Source organism: Blastococcus litoris (assembly GCF_003075095.1).
In the GTDB taxonomy this organism is placed as follows: domain Bacteria; phylum Actinomycetota; class Actinomycetes; order Mycobacteriales; family Geodermatophilaceae; genus Blastococcus_B; species Blastococcus_B litoris.
Genome location: NZ_QCZF01000016.1, coordinates 1 through 20,959 on the forward strand (window position 1 = coordinate 1; position 20,959 = coordinate 20,959).

At 74.4% G+C, this 20,959-nt stretch carries 17 protein-coding genes and 1 pseudogene; 11 read left to right on the top strand and 7 right to left on the bottom strand.

Features of this window, described 5'->3' with window-relative positions:
- The 7 genes from DCS98_RS21885 to DCS98_RS21915 form a co-directional block, all read left to right on the top strand.
- Positions 1-1,913, top strand: a 1,913-nt coding sequence (locus DCS98_RS21885; protein WP_116453607.1) for a dipeptide/oligopeptide/nickel ABC transporter permease/ATP-binding protein, incomplete at its 5' end; no start/stop codon positions are given.
- Positions 1,910-2,923, top strand: coding sequence for an oligopeptide/dipeptide ABC transporter ATP-binding protein (locus tag DCS98_RS21890; protein ID WP_116453608.1), 1,014 nt, complete (start codon positions 1,910-1,912; stop codon positions 2,921-2,923). The genes DCS98_RS21885 and DCS98_RS21890, both read left to right, overlap by 4 nt.
- An 86-nt stretch (positions 2,924-3,009) precedes the next feature.
- The gene (locus tag DCS98_RS21895) at positions 3,010-5,661 is read left to right on the top strand and encodes a family 78 glycoside hydrolase catalytic domain (protein WP_116453626.1); all 2,652 of its coding nucleotides are present in this window, start codon (positions 3,010-3,012) and stop codon (positions 5,659-5,661) included.
- On the top strand, positions 5,658-6,569 hold the full coding sequence (locus DCS98_RS21900) for an alpha/beta hydrolase (RefSeq protein ID WP_116453609.1): 912 nt from the start codon (positions 5,658-5,660) through the stop codon (positions 6,567-6,569). Before DCS98_RS21895 ends, DCS98_RS21900 begins: the two co-directional genes overlap by 4 nt.
- A complete protein-coding gene (locus DCS98_RS21905) occupies positions 6,566-9,202 on the top strand; it encodes a glycoside hydrolase family 78 protein (RefSeq protein ID WP_116453610.1) in 2,637 nt (878 codons plus the stop codon). Before DCS98_RS21900 ends, DCS98_RS21905 begins: the two co-directional genes overlap by 4 nt.
- Complete coding sequence (locus DCS98_RS21910) at positions 9,199-10,695, top strand: glycoside hydrolase family 43 protein (RefSeq protein WP_116453611.1); 1,497 nt, start codon at positions 9,199-9,201, stop codon at positions 10,693-10,695. Before DCS98_RS21905 ends, DCS98_RS21910 begins: the two co-directional genes overlap by 4 nt.
- Before the next feature lie 16 nt (positions 10,696-10,711).
- Positions 10,712-11,566, top strand: a complete 855-nt coding sequence (locus tag DCS98_RS21915; RefSeq protein ID WP_116453612.1) for a nucleoside hydrolase — start codon at positions 10,712-10,714, stop codon at positions 11,564-11,566.
- On the opposite strand, the gene DCS98_RS23980 is transcribed toward DCS98_RS21915, so the two are convergent.
- Positions 11,484-11,744 carry an SDR family NAD(P)-dependent oxidoreductase gene (locus DCS98_RS23980; protein WP_338070218.1) on the bottom strand — a complete coding sequence of 87 codons (261 nt, stop codon included), beginning with the start codon at positions 11,742-11,744 and terminating at the stop codon, positions 11,484-11,486. The two genes, DCS98_RS21915 and DCS98_RS23980, sit on opposite strands and share 83 nt — an antisense overlap.
- A 151-nt stretch (positions 11,745-11,895) precedes the next feature.
- Here DCS98_RS23980 and DCS98_RS21925 point away from each other — a divergent pair, with 151 nt between their 5' ends.
- The 3 genes and pseudogenes from DCS98_RS21925 (at position 11,896) to DCS98_RS23985 (ending at position 14,414) form a co-directional block, all read left to right on the top strand.
- On the top strand, positions 11,896-12,327 hold the full coding sequence (locus DCS98_RS21925; protein ID WP_116453613.1) for a DoxX family protein: 432 nt from the start codon (positions 11,896-11,898) through the stop codon (positions 12,325-12,327).
- A gap of 180 nt (positions 12,328-12,507) precedes the next feature.
- Positions 12,508-13,905 carry a thioredoxin family protein gene (locus DCS98_RS21930; RefSeq protein ID WP_116453614.1) on the top strand — a complete coding sequence of 466 codons (1,398 nt, stop codon included), beginning with the start codon at positions 12,508-12,510 and terminating at the stop codon, positions 13,903-13,905.
- A pseudogene (locus DCS98_RS23985) lies at positions 13,902-14,414 on the top strand (UGSC family (seleno)protein). Before DCS98_RS21930 ends, DCS98_RS23985 begins: the two are co-directional and overlap by 4 nt.
- 18 nt (positions 14,415-14,432) lie before the next feature.
- On the opposite strand, the gene DCS98_RS23795 reads toward DCS98_RS23985, so the two are convergent.
- From DCS98_RS23795 to DCS98_RS21950, 3 genes are read right to left on the bottom strand one after another with little or no spacing between them, the layout of a single operon-like run.
- The gene (locus tag DCS98_RS23795; protein WP_241038578.1) at positions 14,433-15,098 is read right to left on the bottom strand and encodes a zinc-binding dehydrogenase; all 666 of its coding nucleotides are present in this window, start codon (positions 15,096-15,098) and stop codon (positions 14,433-14,435) included.
- A complete protein-coding gene (locus DCS98_RS23800) occupies positions 15,083-15,469 on the bottom strand; it encodes an alcohol dehydrogenase catalytic domain-containing protein (RefSeq protein WP_241038580.1) in 387 nt (128 codons plus the stop codon). The genes DCS98_RS23795 and DCS98_RS23800 overlap by 16 nt, the downstream gene beginning before the upstream one ends.
- Before the next feature lie 29 nt (positions 15,470-15,498).
- Positions 15,499-17,412 (bottom strand): FAD-binding monooxygenase, encoded by a 1,914-nt coding sequence (locus tag DCS98_RS21950; protein ID WP_116453617.1) that lies wholly within the window; start codon positions 17,410-17,412, stop codon positions 15,499-15,501.
- A 47-nt stretch (positions 17,413-17,459) separates the two neighbouring features.
- On the opposite strand from DCS98_RS21950, the gene DCS98_RS21955 reads away from it, so the two are divergent.
- Complete coding sequence (locus tag DCS98_RS21955; protein ID WP_116453618.1) at positions 17,460-18,200, top strand: IclR family transcriptional regulator; 741 nt, start codon at positions 17,460-17,462, stop codon at positions 18,198-18,200.
- Between the two features lie 10 nt (positions 18,201-18,210).
- On the opposite strand, the gene DCS98_RS21960 is transcribed toward DCS98_RS21955, so the two are convergent.
- From DCS98_RS21960 to DCS98_RS21970, 3 genes are all read right to left on the bottom strand, one after another.
- Positions 18,211-18,402: a hypothetical protein gene (locus tag DCS98_RS21960; RefSeq protein WP_116453619.1), complete on the bottom strand. Its 192-nt coding sequence runs from the start codon at positions 18,400-18,402 to the stop codon at positions 18,211-18,213.
- 42 nt (positions 18,403-18,444) lie between these two features.
- On the bottom strand, positions 18,445-20,127 hold the full coding sequence (locus DCS98_RS21965; RefSeq protein ID WP_116453620.1) for an MDR family MFS transporter: 1,683 nt from the start codon (positions 20,125-20,127) through the stop codon (positions 18,445-18,447).
- A gap of 86 nt (positions 20,128-20,213) precedes the next feature.
- Positions 20,214-20,810: an acyl-CoA-like ligand-binding transcription factor gene (locus DCS98_RS21970; RefSeq protein ID WP_164704713.1), complete on the bottom strand. Its 597-nt coding sequence runs from the start codon at positions 20,808-20,810 to the stop codon at positions 20,214-20,216.
- Positions 20,811-20,959: the final 149 nt, after the last annotated feature.

A 20,959-nucleotide genomic window follows, 5' to 3' on the forward strand; every position in this document is an offset into this window, starting at 1 on the left:
TCTTCATGCTGGTCGCCTCGCTCACCGCGCCCCTCTGGCGGCCGTACGAGGTCGCCGCGCAGGACCTCGGCAACCGGCTCGCGCTGCCGTCGGCCGAGCACTGGCTGGGCACCGACCCGCTCGGGCGCGACCTGCTGAGCCGGATCTTCTCCGCCGGCGCCGAGCCGCTGCTGGCCGCCGCGGTGACCGTCCTGGTCGCCTTCGGCATCGGGCTGCCGCTGGCGCTCGTCGCCGCCGAGCGCGGCCGCCGCGTGGAACGCGTGATCAGCCGGGTCACCGAGGTCTTCCTCGCGCTGCCGGCCACGATCCTGCTGCTCGCGGTCATCGGCGTCATCGGCGTCCGGACCTACGTCATCATGGCGATCCTCGGCGCGCTGATCTCGGCAGCCGTCTACCGGGTGATGCTGGGTGTCGCCCAGTCGGTGCGCCGGCGGCTCTACGTCGACGCCGCCCGGGTCAACGGGCTCGGGTCGCTGCGGGTCAACCTCGTCCACGTCCTGCCGTCGATGGCGACGGTCGTGGCGGTGCAGGCCGCCCAGCTCTACGGCATCGGCCTGCTGATCATCGCCGGGCTCGCCTTCCTCGGCTTCGGGCCGGCCGAGCCCGCCCCCAGCTGGGGCTTCATGATCCAGGACGCCTCCTCCTACGTGTTCAACGCGCCCTGGCTGCTCGTGCCGACCGGTCTCGTCCTCGCGCTCACCGTGGTGGCCGCGAACGAGCTGGCCGACGCCATCGCGGGCAAGGCCTCGGTGGCGGCCGCCCCGCGGCGCCGCAAGCGGCCGCCGGCGCGCGCAGTCGTCGCCGCGGAGGCCCATGCCGCCCCGGCCGATCCGCGGGCCATCCTCGAGGTGCGCGACCTCGACGTCGCCGTGGACGACGGCCCCGCGCTCGTCACCGGCGTCTCCTTCTCCCTGCAGCCCGGCCGGGTGCTGGGCCTGGTGGGAGAGTCCGGCTGCGGCAAGACGATGACAGCCCGGTCGTTGATGGGCCTCCTGCCCGACGGCGTCTCGGTCTCCGGCGGCTCGATCCTCTGGCAGGGGCGCGAGCTCGTGGGCCTGACGGAGCGCGAGCTCGGCGCCGTCCGAGGCCGGGAGATCGCGATGATCTCGCAGGAGCCGATGGTGGCGCTGGACCCGATGTTCTCCATCGCCTACCAGCTGACCCAGCCGCTGCGCCGCATCCGCGGCGTCGGCCGGGCGGAGGCGCGGACGATCGCCGCCGAGCTGCTCCAGCAGGTCGGCATCGTCGACGCCGAGCGGGTGCTGGGGTCCTATCCGCACCAGCTGTCGGGCGGCATGGCCCAGCGGGTCGCGATCGCCCTCGCGCTCACCGGGCAGCCGGAGCTGCTCATCGCCGACGAGCCCACCACCGCCCTCGACGTCACGGTGCAGGCCGAGATCCTCAGCCTGCTGCGCGTGCTCGTCCGTGACACCGGCCTGTCGGTGATCCTCGTCAGCCACGACCTCGGCGTCGTCGCCGACATCTGCGACGACGTGGCCGTCATGTACGCGGGCCAGGTGGTCGAGTCCGGCACCGCCGAGCGGGTCCTCGACGACCCCACCCACCCGTACACGATGGCCCTGCTCGGGGCGAACCCGCACGTGCCCGACGGCGAGCCCGTCCCGCTGCGGCTGGCCTGCATCCCGGGCACCGTGCCGCCGCCCGGGTCCTGGCCCACCGGCTGCCGCTTCGCCGGCCGCTGCCAGTTCGCGCAGGAGACGTGCACGAGGCCGTTCGCGGCGCTGCCCGCCCACGGCGACGGCTCGGTCCTGTGCGTCCGCGTCGCCGAGGTCCACGACGCGGGCATCCGCTGGGGTGCGGAGCACGTCGGCGCCGAGACGGCGCCGGACGCCGGCGTGCCCGCCGAGCCGGTCGTCGAGCAGCCCGTCGCCACCACCGGAGGAACTCGATGACCGCGCCCGCCCCCAGCCGGCCGGCCACGGCCGTCGCCCCGGCCCTGGAGATCCGCGACCTCGTCGTCCGCTACGGCACGGGACGCAGGGCGCGTCAGGCGCCTCCCGCCATCGACGACGTCAGCTTCGACATCGCACCGGGCGAGACCGTCGGGCTGGTCGGCGAGTCCGGGTCGGGGAAGTCGACGATCGGCAAGGCCGTCCTCGGCCTGCAGCCGCCGGCGTCGGGCACCGTCAGGCTGCACGGGCAGGACATCACCACGATGTCGCTGCAGCAGCGCAGGACGACGGCCGCCGACCTGCGGGTCGTCTTCCAGGACCCCTACTCCTCCCTCAACCCGGCGCGGACGATCGGCCAGACGCTCGCCGAGCCGCTCCGGCTGATGGGCGTGGACGCGGCCGAGGCGCTGCGGAGGGCGCGGAGGGGTCTGGAGTCCGTGGGCCTGCCCGGCGATGCGGTGGACCGCTACCCCTCGCAGTTCTCCGGCGGCCAGCGGCAGCGCATCGCGATCGCGCGGGCCCTGGTGTGCGACCCCCGGGTGCTCGTCCTGGACGAGCCGGTCAGCGCCCTGGACCTGTCGACCCAGGCGCAGGTGCTGAACCTGCTGGCCGACCTGCGCGACCAGCACGGCCTCGCCTTCCTCTTCATCGCCCACGACCTCGGGGTGGTCCGGTTCCTGGCGCAGCGGGTCGTCGTGCTCTACCGCGGGCAGGTCATGGAGTCCGGGCCGGTCGAGTCGGTGACCCAGCAGCCGCGCCACCCGTACTCCGTGGCGCTCACCGCTGCCGCGCCGGTGCCGCGGCCGGGCGAGCAGGCGGCCCGCCGTGCCGCCCGCGAGGCGCTCGGTGTCGGCACGGCGGGCGCCGCGCAGCCCTCGGCGACCGGCTGCCCGTTCGTGCCGCGCTGCCCCCTGGCCACCGAGGTCTGCGTCGAGCAGCGTCCGCCGCTGCGGATGGTGGACGGCAACCTGACCGCCTGCCACCACGCCGAGCGCGTCCCGGCCCTGTGAAAGAGGACCCCCCTGCCCCCCACCACTCGCAGGCTCGCGGCGAGCCCCTGCACCGGGGCCGAGCGGCAGAAGCGATCCTGCCGGAGCTGACGTCCGCACCCCACGCACTGCGGGTGGAGCACCTCGACGAGGCGCTCGGCATCCGGACGCCGGCGCCTCGTCTGTCGTGGCGGCTGCCCGGCGGCGCCCGCGCGCAGGAGGCCTACCGGCTCACCACTGACAACGGCTGGGACACCGGGTGGGTGGACAGCGGGGAGAGCCTGCTGGTCCCGTACGCCGGGCCGCCGCTGGCCTCGTCGCAGCGGGTCGGGTGGACGGTCCGGGTGCGCACCGAGCTCGGGGAGAGCGAGCCGTCCGCACCGGGCCGGTTCGAGACCGGCCTGCTGTGGCCGGAGGACTGGACCGCCTCCTGGATCGAGCCCGGCACGATGCCCGGCGGGCCGAAGGGCGAGCGGCCCGCGGCGCTGCTCCGGTTCGAGTTCGACGTCGCGCGGCCGGTGGCCGCGGCCCGGTTGCACGCCACCGCGCAGGGCATCTACGAGGCGTTCCTCGACGGCGTGCGGGTGGGAGACGCCGAGCTCACGCCCGGGTGGACCCAGTACGACGCGCGCCTGCAGGTCCAGACCTTCGACGTCACGACGTCGGTCCGCGAAGGGCGCAACGCCCTCGCGGTGATCCTGGCCGACGGCTGGTTCCGCGGCCAGACCGGCATCACCCGGGCGGCCGACCAGTGGGGCGACCGGCTGGCGCTGCTGCTCCAGCTGCACCTGACGCACGACGACGGCACGGAGTCCGTCGTCGGCACGGGGCCGGGGTGGCGCAGTTCCGTGGGCCACGTGGTCGCCGCCGACCTCATCGCCGGCGAGCGCGTCGACCTGACCCGGCTGCCCCGCGGGTGGGAGCGCCCCGGGTTCGACGACGCGGGCTGGGACGACGCGGCGGTCGTCGAGCACGGGTATGCGGGTCTCGTGGACTCCCCGGCGCCGCCGGTGCGCCGGGTGGCGGAGATCGTCCCTGTCTCGGTCACGCGGATCGACGGCGACCGGCAGGTGGTCGACCTCGGGCAGAACATCAACGGATGGGTGCGGCTGACCGACCTCGGCCCGGCGGGCACGGCCCTCACGCTGACCCACGGCGAGTGGCTCGGCCCGGACGGCGACGTCACCACCGACCACCTGCGCCCGGCCGTGCCGTTCCTGCCCGAGCCGCTCCCGGCCGGCCAGGTCGACTCCGTCGTCTCGGCCGGCGTCCCCGGCGACGTCTTCGAGCCCCGGCGGGCGACCCACGGCTTCCGGTACGTCCGCATCGAGGGCCACCCCGGCGAGCTGAGCCCGGACGACGTCCGGGGCGTCGTGGTGCACACCGACATGCGGCGCACCGGCACCTTCTCGTGCAGCGACGAGCGGGTGAACCGGTTCCACGAGGCCGCGGTGTGGAGCCTGCGGGGGAACGCCTGCGACGTGCCCACCGACTGCCCGCACCGGGAGCGGGGGCCGTGGACGGGCGACTGGCAGCTGTACGTGCCCACCGCCGCCTTCCTCTACGACGTGGCCGGCTTCTCCACCAAGTGGCTGCGCGACGTCGCCCTCGACCAGTGGCCGGACGGCACCGTCGCGAACATGAGCCCCAGCACGCGGGGCGAGGGCCGGGAGAGCCCGGTCGCCTTCCTCAACGGCTCCGCCGGCTGGGGCGACGCCGCGGTCATCGTGCCGTGGGAGCTCTACCGCGCCTACGGGGACGTGCAGGTGCTGGAGGAGATGTGGCCGACGGTGGTCCGCTGGCTCGAGCGGACGGAGCGGATGGCCCGGGAGCAGCGGCACCCGTCGCGGGCCGCCGCGCGGCCGGACCCGGCGCCGCACGAGCGGTACCTGGTCGACACCGGCTTCCACTGGGGCGAGTGGCTGGTCCCCGGTGAGGAGATCGACGACTTCCCCGCCTGGGTGGCCGCCGACAAGGGCGACGTCGCCACGGCGTACTTCGCCCACAGCGCCCGGCTCGCCTCGCGGATCGCCGACGTCCTGGGCCGTCCGGGCGACGCGGCGCGGTACGCCGAGCTCGCCGACCGCGCCCGCGACGCCTGGCGGGCCGAGTACGTCGACGAGCGGGGCCGGCTCACGCCTGACACGCAGGCGAACCACGTCCGCGCGCTGGCCTTCGACCTCGTGCCGGACGCCCTGAGGCCGGCCGTCGCCGAGCGGCTGGTCGAGCTGATCCGCAAGGCCGACACCCACCTGGGCACCGGCTTCCTGGCCACACCGTTCCTCCTGCCGGTGCTGGCGGACAGCGGCCACCTCGACGTCGCCTACGAGCTGCTGCTCCAGGACAGCGAGCCGTCCTGGCTGGTGATGGTCGACCGCGGCGCCACCACCGTGTGGGAGCGCTGGAACGGGGTGTCGGCCGAGGGGGTGCCCCACGAGTCGCTCAACCACTACTCGAAGGGCGCGGTGATCTCCTTCCTGCACCGGTACACCGCCGGGATCGAGCTGGTCGAGCCCGCCTACCGGCGTTTCCGCGTCCGGCCGCGGCCTGGCGGCGGGCTCACCTCGGCCGAGGCCGCGCACGAGTCGCCGTACGGCCGCATCGAGTCCGCCTGGACGCTCGACGGCGACCGCTTCGCGCTGCGCGTCGTCGTCCCCGCCGGGACGACGGCGGAGATCGTCCTGCCCGACGGGTCCGTCGACGGCGCCGGCCCGGGCACGCACACCTACAACTGCACCCTCGAGGAGACACCGCGTTGACCCCCGAGACGACCGAGTGGGCCGGACCGGCCCGCTTCCTGCCGCCGCACCGGCCGACCCGGCGGGAGGACGGCGCGCTGCACTTCAGCGGGCTGACCTACGCGGTCGCCTTCGGGTACCGCCCGCTGCAGCTCGACGTCTGGGTGCCCCCGACCGACGAGCCCGCGCCCCTGGTGGTCTGGGTGCACGGCGGCGCATTCATGATGGGCGACCGCCGCTGGCTGCCCGAGACGCTGCGCCCGAACCAGGTGTTCGACGCGCTGCTCGACGCGGGGCTCGCGGTCGCGACGCTCGACTACCGGCACGCGCTCGAGGCGCCGTTCCCGGCGCAGCTGCACGACCTCAAGGCCGCGGTCCGCTACCTCCGGGCGCACGCGGACGACCTGGGCGTCAGCACCACCCGGATCGGTGCCTGGGGCGAGTCGGCCGGGGGGCACCTCGTCGCGCTGCTCGGCCTGACCGCCCACCGCGACGACCTGGAGGGGAGCCACGGCGTCGTCGGCCCCTCCAGCGCGGTCGACGTCGTCGTCGACTGGTACGGGCTGTCGGACCTGTCGACGATGCCGCGGACGGCGCCGCCGCCACCGGTGGCGGCGATGCTCCCCGTGGAGCTGCACGCGCCGCCGGAGGACCACCTCACGCGGGGGCTCGAGGGCAGGGACCTCGCCGACGCCAGCCCGATCACCCACGTCACGCCGAGCGCGCCGCCGTTCCTGCTGGTGCACGGCACGGCCGACTGGCTGGTGCCCTACGCGCAGAGCGAGCAGCTGCACGCCGCCCTGTCCGCCGCCGGCGTCCCCTCGACGCTGGTGCCGGTCGAGGGCGCCCAGCACATCTTCGACGGCCACGACGACGTCGACGGCCTCGTCCGCCTGTCCGTCGACCACCTGAAGGCAGCCCTCCGATGAGCGATCTGACAGTCCTCCCCGTCACCGTCGAGCACCACCGGGAGCCGCTCGGGATCGGTGAGACCGCACCGCGCCTGTCGTGGGTGACGCGCACCGACCTGCCGGACTGGCGGCAGGCCGCCTACGAGCTCGAGATCGCGCGCGAGGACGGCGAGGTGTGGTCGTCGGGCCGGGTGGTGTCCGCCGAGTCGGTGCTGGTGCCGTGGGGTGCCGCCCCGCTGACCAGCCGCGAGCGCCGCAGCGTCCGGGTGCGGGTCTGGGGGGACGGCGCTGCCCAGCCCTCGGCGTGGAGCGACGACGTCGTCGTCGAGGCCGGGCTGCTCGACCCGTCCGACTGGTCGGCGCGGCTCGCCCAGCCGGTGCTGCCCGGCGACGTCGAGGAGCCGGTCGCCCTGCTGCGGCGGGAGTTCGTCCTCGACAAGCCGGTGACCCGAGCGCGGCTGTACGCCACCGCGCACGGGGTGTTCGAGGCCGAGCTCAACGGCGCGAGCGTCGGGGACGAGGTGCTCGCACCCGGCTGGACCAGCTACCGGCACCGGCTGCGCTACCGGACGCACGACGTCACGGCGCTGGTCCGCGAGGGGGCCAACGCTCTGGGTGCGCAGCTGGCCGACGGCTGGTTCCGCGGCTACCTGGGTTTCACCGGCAAGCGGGCCATCTACGGCGAGCGCACCGGCGCCTTCCTGCAGCTGGAGGTCGAGCACCCCGACGGCACCCGCAGCGTGGTCACCACCGACGGCACGTGGCGGTCGACCACCTCGGGCCCCCTCATCAGCGCCGGTCTCTACCGGGGCGAGACGGCCGACCTCCGCCGGGAGCTGCCGGGGTGGTCGGCGCCCGGCTTCGACGACAGCGGCTGGACGGCGGTGGACGTCGGCGTGCTGGACCCGGCGACCCTCGTCGCGCCCACGGGACCGCCGGTGCGCCGGACCCGGACCCTGCCGGCCCAAGGGATCACGACCTCGCCGTCGGGGCGGACGCTGGTCGACTTCGGCCAGAACCTGGTCGGCCGGATCCGCCTCTCCCTGCCCGACGGTCCGTCCGGCACCGAGATCACGCTCCGGCACGCGGAGGTCCTCGAGGACGGCGAGCTGTGCACGAGGCCGCTGCGCAGGGCCGACGCGACCGACGTCGTCGTCCTCGACGGGAACGGGCCGCGCACGTGGGAGCCGCGGTTCACCTTCCACGGGTTCCGCTACGCGGAGGTCAGCGGCTGGCCGGGCGAGCTGACTGCCGCCGACCTCGAGGCGGTCGTCGTCCACACCGACCTGCGGCGCACCGGCACGTTCACCTGCTCGGACGCCGACGTCACCAAGCTGCACGAGAACGTCGTCTGGGGGATGCGGGGCAACTTCCTCGACGTCCCCACCGACTGCCCCCAGCGCGACGAGCGGCTGGGCTGGACCGGTGACCTGGAGGCCTTCGCGCCGACGGCGGCGTTCCTGTTCGACACCGCGGGCATGCTGCGGTCCTGGCTCGCCGACCTGGCGGTCGAGCAGCTCGAGGACCTCGGTGGGCTCGTGCCGCTGTACGTGCCCTGGATCCCGCTGCTGCCCTTCCCCGTCTCCGCCGAGGCCGGGTGGGGCGACGCCGCCGTCGTCGTGCCGTGGACGCTGTACGAGGGACACGGCGACGCCGGGCTGCTGGCCGACCAGTGGCCGAGCATGACCGCCTGGATCGACGCCTTCTCGCGCGCCGCGGGGGAGGAGCTGGACTTCGCCGGCGTGCCGTTCATGCTCGGGGACTGGCTGGACCCGGTCGCGCCGCCGGACCAGCCCGGTGCCGCCCGGACGCCCTGGCCGCTGGTGGCCACCGCCTACCTCGCCCGCTCGGCGCGGATCATGGCCCGCGCGGCCGCGGTGCTCGGACACGACGGGCGCCCCTACACCGCCCTGGCCGAGCGTGCGGCGGAGCGGTTCCGCGCCGAGTACGTGACGCCCACCGGGCGGGTCGCCTACCCCGCGCAGACCGCGTACGCCCTGGCGCTGGAGTGCGACCTGCTGCTGCCGGAGCAGCGCGAGCACGCCGGACGGCTGCTGGCCGAGCAGGTCGCCTCGGACGGCTGGCACATCGGCAGCGGCTTCCTCGGCACGCCCTTCGTCACCGACGCGCTGGTGGACGCCGGGGCCGTCGACGCGGCCTACGAGCTGCTGCTCCAGCGCGAGCACCCGTCCTGGCTCTACCCGGTGACCATGGGCGCGACGACGGTCTGGGAGCGGTGGGACTCGATGCTCCCCGACGGGTCGGTGAACCCCGGTGAGATGACGTCGTTCAACCACTACGCGTACGGCGCCGTGGCCGACTGGCTGCACCGCAGGGTGGCGGGCCTCGCCCAGGCCGCGCCCGGCTACCGGCGGCTCCGGGTGCAGCCCACGCCCGGACCGGGGATCACCTCCGCCGAGGCCGCCCACGAGACGCCCTACGGCGCCGCGTCGGTGTCCTGGACGCTCACCGACGGCACCGCCTTCGCCCTGGACGTCACGGTGCCGCCGAACACGACGGCGGAGGTCGTGCTGCCCGACGGGTCGGCGACGCGGGAGGTCGGCTCCGGCCGGCACACCTACCGCTGCACCATCGACGAGCCGCGGCCGGTCGAGAAGCCGCAGCTGCCCGACTTCTCCGCACCGGAGTGACGCCCCGACCGGTCGTCCCCGGCTTCCACCCCGACCCGAGCGTCTGCCGCGTGGGCGAGACCTACTGGATGGTCCACTCCAGCTTCGAGTACGCCCCCGGCGTGCCGCTGTACCGCTCCACCGATCTCGTGGCCTGGGAGCAGGTGGGCTCCGTGCTGAGCCGGCCCTCCCAGCTCGACGTCTCGGCCGCGCCCGGTTCCGGCGGCATCACCGCCTGCACGATCCGTCACCACGACGGCCGGTTCTGGATGGTGACCACCAACCTCGCCGACGGCGGCTGGCAGACCCTGGTGACCGCGGAGGACCCGCTGGGGGAGTGGTCGGAGCCGGTGCGGATGCCGGAGGTCCGCGGCATCGACCCCGACCTCGCGTGGGACGACGACGGCGCCCTGCTGGTCACCTACGCCGGCTTCGGCCCGGGCGGACCCGCGGGCCTGGTGCAGCAGGCCGTCGACCCGGCCACTGGGACCGCGCTCACCGAGCGGCGGCACGTCTGGCAGGGCACCGGCGGCCGGTTCCCCGAGGGACCGCACCTGTACCACGTCGACGGCCACTGGTACCTGCTCATCGCCGAGGGCGGCACGGAGCGCGGGCACGCCGTCACCGTCGCCCGGAGCACCTCGCCGTCGGGTCCGTTCGAGCCCTGCCCGTGGAACCCGCTGCTCACCCACCGCGGCGTCGAGTCGCCGGTGCAGAACACCGGGCACGCCGACCTGGTGCAGCGGCCCGACGGCAGCTGGGCGATCGTCTTCCACGGCGTGCGCCCGCGCGGGGCGAGCCCCCAGTTCCACGTGCTCGGCCGCGAGACCTTTGCGGCCGAGGTGGTGTGGGAGGACGGCTGGCCGCGGCTCGGGGAGTGGCTGACGCCGCCGGACGGCCCGGCCGAGGTCGAGGAGCTCGGCGGTCCGGGCCTGCCGGACACCTGGGTGTCGCCCCGGCGTTTCCCGGGCGAGGTCCTCACCCGGTCCGAGGGCGGCTGGCGGCTGACCGCCGTCGACGGCGACCCGGCGTCGGAGGAGCTCGCGTTCGCCGGCCGGCGGCAGGAGCACCTGGTCGCGAGCGCCCGAGCCGTCGTGGACGCGTCCGGCGGTGTGGGCGGGTTGTCGGTGCGGATGGACGCCCGGCACCACCTCGACCTCGAGGTCGCCGGCGACCGCGTGCGGGCGATCGCCCAGGTCGGACCGCTCCGGCAGGTGCTGGGAGAGACTGCGGTCCCCGCCGCGGGCGACGTCGTCCTGGAGATCCGCGCCGTCCCCGACGAGGGGCACTTCTCCTCGACGGCGCTCGGTCCCGACCAGCTGCTGGCCGGGGTGGTGCGGGACGGTGCCTTCGCCGAGCTCGGCCGGCTCGACGGCCGGTACGTCTCGACCGAGGTGGCCGGCGGCATGACCGGTCGGCTGCTCGGTCTCTGGTGCTCCGCCGGCTCGATCGTCGTCCGCTCGTTCCGCTATGCCGGCAGCGACGTTCCGGCCGCCCCCGCCACCACCGCCTGACTCCCGGAGGAAGCACGTGTCCTTGCGCATCACCCAACGCTGCCGCGTCGTCATCGACAACGACTGGGCCGGCGACCCCGACGGCCTGGTCGCCCTGGCGCACCACCTGCTCAGCCCCGCGAACCGGGTGGACGCGGTGACCAGTTCGCACCTGAGCCCGGTGTTCGGGCCACCGGAGGGCACCGCGGAGAGGGGCGCACGGTTCGCCCAGCAGCTCGTCGACCTCATCGACGGCCCGCGACCGGCGGTCGCCGCCGGCTGCGACGTGCTCCTGGACGGGGGCGGCACCGGTTCGGCTGCGGCGGACCTCATCGTCGCCGAGGCCCGGCGGGACGACCCGTTGCCGCTGCTGCTCGTCTGCGCCGGACCCCTGACCAACGTCGCGCAGGCGCTGCGGCAGGCGCCGGAGATCGCGTCGCGGCTGACGCTGGTCTGGGTCGGCGGGGCACTGGCCTCGGACGCCTTCGAGTACAACCGGGAGACCGACGCCGGAGCAGCGCGGGAGGTGCTGGCCCGCACCGACCTCGCCGTCACCCAGTTCCCGCTGGAGACCTACCGGCGGTGCGAGTACTCCGTCGCCGAGCTGGAGCACGACCTGGGTGGGGCGGGCCGGGTGGGGGCGTGGTTGTGGCAGCGGTACGTCGAGCTGCCGATCCCCTACTTCGTAGAGCAGGGGGAGACCTGGCCGCTGGGGGACACCCCGCCGTTGCTGCTGACCTCGCTCAGCGTTGCCTCCAGCACCTGGACCGAGACCGCGTCCGGGCCCGGAGGCGCGCCCCGGCGCGTGTTCACCGATGTCGACGTCCGGCTGCTCGTCGCCGACATGCTCGCCAAGCTGCGCCGCCACGAGCGGCAGGCAGCCAGGGCCTGAGGGCCGCAGTGACCGCCTGACCACCGGACGCCGCTGCGGCCGCCGCTGCGCCCGCGGCGTCCCGGTCCGCGTAGGCGACCCGCGCTCCCTCGACGACGAACCGATCGGCCACCGCCCGTCCGATCTCCGCCGCCGCCCCGGTCACCAACGCCGTCTTCCCTGCCAGTCGTCCGTCCACGTCCGGCAGCCTCGATGATCAAGTCCATGCCGATGGGTCGGTTCGCGACGGACTTCGGTCCGGTGATCCCGGCCGCCGAGCTCGAGCGGCTCATGGCCGTGGTCAGGGCGGCCCGCGAGGGCTGACCACGGTCCCCGGTTACCGTGCGGGCATGCCTTCCGCTCCCCGCACGGGTGCCCGTCTGCTGCTCGGTGCGGCCATGGTGGGGGCGGGGATCCTGCACCTGACCACCCAGCGGCAGGAGTTCCAGGCCCAGGTGCCCGAGTGGTTCCCCGTCGACGAGGACCTGACGGTGCTCGCCTCGGGTGTCGCGGAGATCGCTCTCGGTGCGGCGTTCGTGGCGCTGCCGCGCAAGCGACGGACCGTGGGGGCGCTGCTCGCGGCGTTCTTCGTCGTGATCTTCCCCGGCAACGTCGCGCAGTACCTCGAGGGGACCGACGCCTTCGGGCTGGACACCGACACCAAGCGGCTGGTCCGCCTGTTCTTCCAGCCCCTGCTGGTGCTGTGGGCGCTGTACGGCGGGGGATGGCTGCGCCGCCGCGGGGAGGTCGGCCGACGAGCAGGTTCGTCCACGACCCGGTGAGCACCGCGTGGGTTCCGTCGCGGTCGACGTCGCTGACCTCCGGGATCCCGGCGTCCTGCACGGCTGCCCGATCCGCGGCGGGGACGTAGGTCCGCTGGTCGAGCTACCTGCCCGGGCAGGCGTGGCTCGTGGTCCGGTCACACGGGGCGACCCCGGCCGAGGGGGGATACGGTCGGCGACGTGCGGCTCCCGGACGGCCTCGTCGCCGTCGTCAAGCGCGACTGCCCGACCTGCGTGCTGGTCGAGCCGGTGCTGCGGGAGCTCGGCGCCGCGGTCTGGTGCCAGGACGACGCCGGATGGTTCGACGGCGACGACACCGAGCTCGAGCTCTCCTACCGGCTCGGCATCGAGACCGTCCCGACCCTGATGCGGGTGGAGGGCGGCTCGGAGGCGTCCCGGGTCGTCGGCTGGAGCCGCGAGCAGTGGGAGGGCCTCACCGGGGTGGCCGGCCTCGGTCCGGGGCTGCCGGACCACCGCCCGGGCTGCGGGTCGCTGTCGGTGGACCCCTTCCGGATCGACGCCCTGGAGGCGCGGTACGGAGGAAGCGGCCTCAGCAGCCGGCGGGTGGACCTCGCCGACCTGGAGGACGAGCACGAGGCGATGTTCGACCGCGGCTGGACCGACGGGCTGCCCGTCGTCCCCCCGACGCCGGAGCGGGTGCTGCGGATGCTGCGCGGGACTCCGCGCGACCCCGCCGAGGTGGTCGCGATCGTGCCACCCGATCTGGTCGGGTGCACGGTCGAGAAGGTCGCCGTCAACGCCGTGATGGCCGGCTGCCTGCCGGAGCACCTCCCGGTGGTGCTCGCGGCCCTGGAGGCGGCGTGCACGGAGGAGTTCGCGCTCCACGGGCTCCTGGCGACGACGTACTTCTCCGGCCCGGTGATCGTCGTGAACGGTCCGGTCACCCGCCGGATCGGGATGAACAGCGGGGTCAACGCGCTGGGGCAGGGCAACCGCGCCAACGCCACGATCGGCCGGGCGCTGCAGCTCGTCGTGCGCAACGTGGGGGGCGGCCGTCCCGGGGGGATCGACCGGGCCACGCTGGGCAACCCGGGCAAGGTCAGCTTCTGCTTCGCCGAGCGCGAGGAGGGCAGCCCGTTCGCCCCGCTGGCCGCCGAGCGCGGCGTGCCCGGTGACGCGGTCACCCTGTTCGCCGGAGGGGGCCTGCAACCCGTCGTCGACCAGCTCAGCCGGACGCCGGAGTCGCTGGCCCGCACGTTCGCGGCGTGCCTGCGGGTCAACGGGCACCCGAAGCTGCCGATGGCGTTCGACGCCATGCTCGTCGTCTCCCCGGAGCACGGCCGGGTGTTCCGCGAGGGCGGCTGGGACCGCGGCCGGCTCGTCGCCGAGCTGGAGGTCCTGCTCACGCTGCCCTCCGACGAGCTGCTGCGGGGTGTCGCCGGGATCGCCGAGGGCATCCCCGAGGAGCTGGCCGGGATCGAGCTGCCCAAGTTCCGCCCCGGCGGCCTGCTGGTGGCGCACGCCGGCGGCGACGCCGGCCTGTTCAGCGCCGTCGTCGGCGGCTGGGTGTCCGGGGAGACCGGGAGCGCCCCGGTGACCAGAGAGGTGCGCGCATGAGAACCGTCCTGGACCCGACCGGCGAGCAGCGTCCCACGTCCCGGGAGCTGCTGCCCCGTCCCACGTCGCTGCGGGGCCGCCGGGTGGGACTGCTCGACATCAGCAAGGCCCGCGGCGACGTCGTCCTCGACCGGCTCGAGGAGCTGCTCGCCGCCGACGGGGTGGTGGTGAGCCGGTACCGGAAGCCCACGTTCGCCCGGACCGCCCCGGTCGACCTGCGCCACGAGATCAGCGAGCAGTGCGAGGTGGTCATCGAGGCGCTGGCCGACTAGGGCTCCTGCACGTCGTGCAGTGTGCACGACATCGCCGATCTCGAGCGCCGCGGCGTGGTGGGGCTCTTCCTCGCCAGCGAGGCCTTCGCCGATGCCGCGCGGCTCCAGGGCGAGGCGCTCGGCTTCCCCGCGCCGTTCGTCCTGGTGCCGCACCCGGTGCAGGACCGGACGGACGCGGAGCTGCGCGCCACCGCCGAGCACGTCTACCCGGAGGTGGTCGCCGCGCTCACGACCTGAGGGCGCGCGGGTCGGACCTCACCCCGGGACGACGACGGCGCGGCCGCGGACCTTGCCCTCGTGCAGACGGCGGTAGGCAGCGGGCGCCTCGTCGAGCGAGTACCGCTCCACCTCGACGTGCACGGCGCCGATCCGGGCGAGGTCCAGCACCTCCATCAGCTCCGACCGCGTGCCCCAGTACGGCGCCCGCACCGACGCACCCATCGGGGTCGAGAAGAAGCCGGTGGGCATCAGCCCGCCGCCGATCCCGACGATCTGCACGACGCCGTCCGGGGCCACTGCCTGCCGGGCGATCTCGAGGGTCGGGGGCGCACCGACGAAGTCGAACACGGCCTGGGCGCCGCTCCCCCCGGTCAGGGAGCGGATCGCGGCCACGGCCGCCCCGTCGGAGGGCAGGGCGTGGTGCGCTCCCACGTCGCGGGCCAGCATCAGCTTCTCCTGGCTCACGTCGAGCGCGACGACGGTGGCGCCGGTGATCGCCCGCAGGATCTGGACGCCCACGTGCCCGAGCCCGCCGACGCCGATGACCACGGCCGTGCTGCCGGCCGGGAGGGCGCCGAGGCTCGAGACGATCGCGTGGTACGGCGTGAGCCCGGCGTCGGTGAGCGAGACGTTCACGACCGGGTCCAGGTCGCCGAGCGGCACGAGGTGCCGCACGTCGTCGACGATCATGTACTCGGCCATGGCGCCGGGGGCGCCGAGTCCGGGCGGTGCGATGCCGAGATCCGCGGCCCGAGGACAGTAGTTCTCCGCCCCACGGGCGCACGCGTGGCAGGCCCGCAGCCCCACGGGCCGTACACGGCGACGGACTCGCCCACCGTGACTCCGCGGACGCCGTCCCCGAGCGCGTCCACGACCCCCGCACCCTCGTGCCCGAGGGTGAGCGGGAGACCGTAGACGTACTGGTCCTCGGGCAGGCTCATGACGAAGGAGTCGGAGTGGCACAGGCCGGCGGCGGTGACCCGCAGCCGGATCTGTCCCGGGCCGGGCTCGGGGGTGGGGACCTCCACGACCTCGGGCTCGGCTCCGATGGTCCGGTACTGGACGGCGCGCATGGCCGGGCGCATACCCAGCCGGCGGCGGTCTACCTCGCGTCGAGCAGTACTCCGGCCAGGAAATCGGCGAGCTCCTCGCGCGCGTCCAGTGGCAGCACCTGCGCCACGTGCTGGTCGGGCCGGACGAGCACCATGCAGCCCTGCCCGCGGTCGATCCCGCGTAGGTCGAAGAGGTCGCTCGCCGGATCGGGGCAGAAGGCCTTCTCGTAGTCGACCAGCCCGAACGCGCCCTTCCGCGGCAGCAGGACCGGCGGCAGCGCGTCGACGGCGAGGTCCCGGTGACCCTGCTGGAACACCGCGCGCACGTCGACGACCGAGTCCGGCTCCGCCGCCGCCGGTGTGTGGCGGGCGACCGGGGACTCCTCGGAGCCGAGGAAGACGCACAGGTCGGCGAACCGGCTGCCGTGCCGGTCCGCGAAGACGTACAGCCGCCAGGCGCCGTCGGCCCGGGCGGCGTGCCCGAGCTGGTCGGGCTTGGCGTCGGCCAGCCGGATGACCGGCGCCGAGTGGAAGCGCATGCCGACCGGGAAGCCGGGGGCGAGGTGCTGGTGCCGCGTGTCCCCGGTGGCGACCGACGGCTCGTAGCGGGTGGCGACGCCCGCGGTGAACCTGCCCTGCCGCACGAAGTAGCGCTGGAACTCCTCCGGGTCCACCCCCTCCTCGGCCGACCCGCCGGCCCCGGGCTCCGCGTCCTGGGGGGCGGCGCTGAACATGCGGGCGAACTCGCGGTCGAAGTCGATCAGCTCCTGCGCCACGGCCTGCCGCTCCGCGGAGTAGGTGTCCAGCAGCTCGGGGCGGGCGGTGCCGCGCAGCACGGCGGCCAGCTTCCAGCCGAGGTTCCAGGCGTCGGCCATCGAGACGTTCATGCCCTGGCCGGCCTTGGCGCTGTGCGTGTGGCAGGCGTCCCCGGCGATGAAGACGCGCGGGGTCCGCGTCCCGGTCTCCCCGGCGGGCACGTCGTCGAACTTCCGGCACAGCCGCTGGCCGATCTCGTAGACCGACCACCAGCCGACGTCCTTCACGTCGAGGGTGTACGGCGCCATGATCCGGTTGGCGACGGCGGCCAGCTTCTCCGGCGTGACGCTGCGGTTCTCCAGCATGTCCCGGTCGCTGACGGCGTCGAGCTCGATGTAGAGCCGGACCAGGTAGCCGCCCTCGCGCGGGATGATGAGCACGTTGCCCTGGTTGGCCGAGTGGATGGCGCACTTGAGCCGGATGTCGGGGAAGTCGGTGACGGCGAGGACGTCCATGACGCCCCACGACTGGTTCATCGGGTCGCCGACCAGCTCCTGGCCGATGGACCGGCGGACGGCGCTGCGCGCCCCGTCGCAGCCGACCACGTACCGGGCGCGGACGGTCGAGGTCTCGCCGGTCTCCTGCCCGCCCCGCACGTGGTGCAGGGTCACCGTGACGGGGCCGTCGTCGGCGGCGAGCTGCACGTCGGCGGCCTGCAGCCCGAAGTGCGGCTCCAGGCGGGACGCCGACCGGGCCATGTGCTCGCGCAGGTAGGTCTGCATGCGCGCCTGGTTCACGATGACGTGCGGGAACTCCGAGAGCCCGTCCTCGACGTCCTGGACCCGTCCGGTGCGGGTGATCCGGCGGCGGTCGGTGGCGTCGGGGCGCCAGAAGGACACCTCGTTGACCCAGTACGCCTCGGCCACCAGCTGGTCGGCCAGGCCGAACGCCTCGAACATCTCCACCGTCCGGCAGGCCACGCCGTCGGCCTGTCCCACCTCGAGCGGCCCGTCCCGGCGGTCGACGACCGCGGTGCGGATGTCGGGGAACTGGGCCAGCTGGGCGGCGAGGACCATGCCGGCCGGGCCGGTGCCGACGACCAGGACGTCGACCTCCTCGGGCAGCCCTGCGGGGCGGTCGGCGACGGAGGGGTGTGCGGGTGCCACCAGAGGATCGCCGGGGCGGTAGCCGTCGAGGTAGAACTGCATGGGACGACGGTCCCAACCTTCCGCATCGCGGGATAGAGTTTTCTGCAGTGAAGAACAAGCCTGCGTACGCCATCGGATCGGTCGACTCCGCGCTGCTGCTCGCCAGCCTGCTGCAGCAGGAAGGGGCGATGCGCGTGACGGACGTGGCCGCCCGCCTGGGGGTCTCGGTCTCCACCGCGCACCGGCTGCTCGGCATGCTCGTCTACCGGGACTTCGCCGAGCAGCTCCCCGACCGCAGGTACGCCGCCGGACCCGTGCTGCGCCGCGGGCCGGTGCAGCAGGCGTCGGTGGCGACGCTGCGGGAGGTCGCCCTGCCGCACCTGCGCCGGCTGGTCGAGGTCGTGGGGGAGACGGCGAACGCGATGGTCCTGGCAGGGTCGGAGGTGCGGTTCGTCGCCACCGTCGAGAGCGACCAGGTCCTCCGCGTGGGCGACCGCGCGGGCCGGACGCTGCCGGCGTACCTGAGCTCGGGCGGCAAGGCGGTGCTCGCGACGCTGGACGACGGTGCCGTCGCGGCAGCGCTCGACGGTCTGGACGGCAGCGCGATCGCTCGCGTGGAGCGGGAGCTGCGGACGGTCCGGCGCCGGGGCTTCGCCGTCAACGACCAGGACACCGAGGCGGGCCTGACCGCCGTCGGTGTCGCGGTGCCGCCAGCGGGCGGGTTCTCGGGTGCAGCGCTCTCCGTCGCCGCCCCCACCGCGCGGTATTCCCGCGACCGGGCCCCCGTCTGGGCGGCCGCGCTGACCGGTGCAGCTGCCGCCATCGCGCGCGACCTCGACGCCGGCTGACCGGTCCACCTCAGCCTCGCCGGCGCCTCCGCCACCAGAGCCAGGTCAGCCGGGTGACGAGGACGAGCAGGACCAACCCCGTGATCCAGCCGGCCGGCTCGGCGCCCGCCTCGCCGGCGATCGCGCTCCACAGCCCGTGGCCCAGGACGTAGCCCAGCACCACGACGAGCAGTGCCGGGACGACGACGAGGAGAGGGGACACCGACCCCCCTTCGTCGTCGACCGGCTCGGCGGATGCGCCCCGTCACACGCGGGCGGGCGCCTCGCGCGGGTCGTCGTCCCGCTGCCCGTCGCCGTCGTCCTCGAGGACCACGACCTCCTCGACGTCCGCCGGCGCCGAGAGCGCGGCCAGTTCCTCCTCGGAGTTCACGGCCTCGCCGCGGGCGACCATCCCGGCGTGCTCGGAGAGCGGGATCTCCTTGAGCAGGAACGCCAGCACGAGCGCGACCGCGAGGATCGGCACCAGGTACCAGAACACCGGCGCCAGGCTGTGGGCGTAGGCGTCGACGATCGCCGACCGCAGCGGGTCACCGGCCGCATCGACCGCCGAGGGCACGAGCGTGTCCGGCGACGTGATGCCCGCCTGCACGGCCTGCTCGGCGTTGCCCGCCAGCGCGCCGGTGAGGTTCTCGGCCAGCCGGCTGGTGAACAGCGTCCCGAAGATCGCGACCCCGAGGGTGGCGCCGACCTCCCGGAAGTAGTTGTTCGTCGAGGTGGCGGTGCCGATCTGGGTCGCCGGCACCGCGTTCTGCGCGGCCAGGACGACGTTCTGCATGATCAGGCCGAGGCCGGCGCCGAGCAGGAAGAACATCGCGCCGATCGTCCAGAGCGAGGTGTCGCCGGCGAGGGTGGTCATCCAGACCATCGCGGCCATGATCACGGCGACGCCGGCGATGGTGAAGACCTTGTACCGGCCGGTCCGCATGATGAAGGTGGCCGAGCTCTGGATGGTCAGGATGATGCCGGCGGTCATCGGCAGCATCAGCAGCCCGGAGTTCGCCGCCGACAGCCCCGACGCCATCTGCAGGAACGTCGGCATGAAGGCGATGGCGGAGAACATGCCGAGGCCGACGGCCATGCCGAGCGCGGTGGCGACGACGAAGGTGGGGTTCCGGAAGAGCGTCATCGGGATGATCGGCTCGGCCGCGCGCAGCTCGATCGCGACGAAGGCGACGGCGGACACCACGAGCGCCGCCAGCAGCGCCAGCGCCTGCCACGAGCCCCAGCCGTCCCGGCCGCCGACGTCGGTGAACAGCACCAGCGACGTCGTCGCGGCCGACAGCGCGACGATGCCGGCGACGTCGATCGGGGTGGTGCTGCGCTTGCGCGGCAGGCTCAGCGCGAACCAGCCGATGGCCAGGACGGCGGCGCCGACCGGCACGTTGATCCAGAAGGCCCACTCCCAGCCGAGGGAGTCGTGGTCGGTGAAGAAGCCGCCGACCAGCGGCCCGACGATCGCCGAGAGACCGAACAGGGCGCCGATCGGGCCCATGTACTTCGCCCGCTCCCGGGCCGGGACGATGTCGGCGATGATCGCCTGGGACAGGATCATCAGCCCGCCGCCGCCGAGCCCCTGCACGCCGCGCCAGAACACCAGCCAGCCGAAGTCGGGGGAGAGGGCGGCGCCGATGCTCGCGACGGTGAACAGCCCGATGGCGACGAGGAACAGCGTGCGCCGTCCCCAGAGGTCGCCGAACTTGCCGTAGATCGGCATGACCAGCGTGGTGGCCAGCAGGTAGGCGGTCGTCATCCACGCCATGTGGGCGACGCCGCCGAGCTCGCCGACGATCGTCGGCATCGCCGTGGAGACGATCGTCTGGTCGAGGGCGGCCATGAGCATGCCCGCGAGCAGGGCCGAGAAGATCAGGTTGATCCGGCGCCTCGTGAGCACGATGGGGGGCGCGGCGTCGGTGGGCGGGGCGTGCACGAGATCTCCTGGGGTCGAGCGGTGGTGCGCGCGGGCGCGCGGCACCAGGGAGAGCGGACGACGCCGGCCGCTCGGGTGGGGCGGGGTCAGCGGGGCTCGGGGAGTCCGGCGGTCAGCAGGTCCCAGGCCTCGTCGACGAGATCGGGGAGGGCGGCGGTGAACTCGCCGGCCAGCCAGCGCTGGAGCGACGAGCGCATCGCCGCGGCGGCCACCCCCGCCAGCAGGGTGGGGTAGGCGTCGACGCCGACGCGGGTGCCGGTCCGCTGCGCGATCGCGCCGGCGAGCACCTGCTCGGCCTCGCCGAAGGCGGCGGCGAGCCGCCCGAGGACCGCCGGGTGGGCGTCGATCACCGTCAGCCGCAGCGGCCACAGCTCGGTGTCGCCGGCCATCTCCGTGGCCTGGGCCCGGGCAACAGCGCGCATCGCCTGCACCGGCGACTCGCCCGCGGGCCGGCCCAGGAACGCCTCCACCTGCTGCCGGGAGGTGTCGGGATCCAGGCCGATGATCGCGTCGACCTTCGAGGGGAAGTAGTTGAAGAAGGTCCTCGGGGAGACCTCTGCGCGGTCGGCGATGTCGTCGACCGACACGTCCTCCAGCCCGCGTTCGGCCACGAGCTGCAGCGCGGCGAGGTGCAGCGCCTGTCGCGTGGCGAGCTTCTTGCGCTCGCGCAGGCCGGTCGTCACCGGTTCATGATCACCGTTTCTTGCACTCTGCGCAAGTTTGCACGTGCTGCACGGCGCGTCGGCATCGCCACCCCAGACGCCTCGGACGCCAGGTTGCGGAACGGCGCAGGGTCGGCGATGCTCGGCCCGGGCGGGGCCCCGGGAGTCCT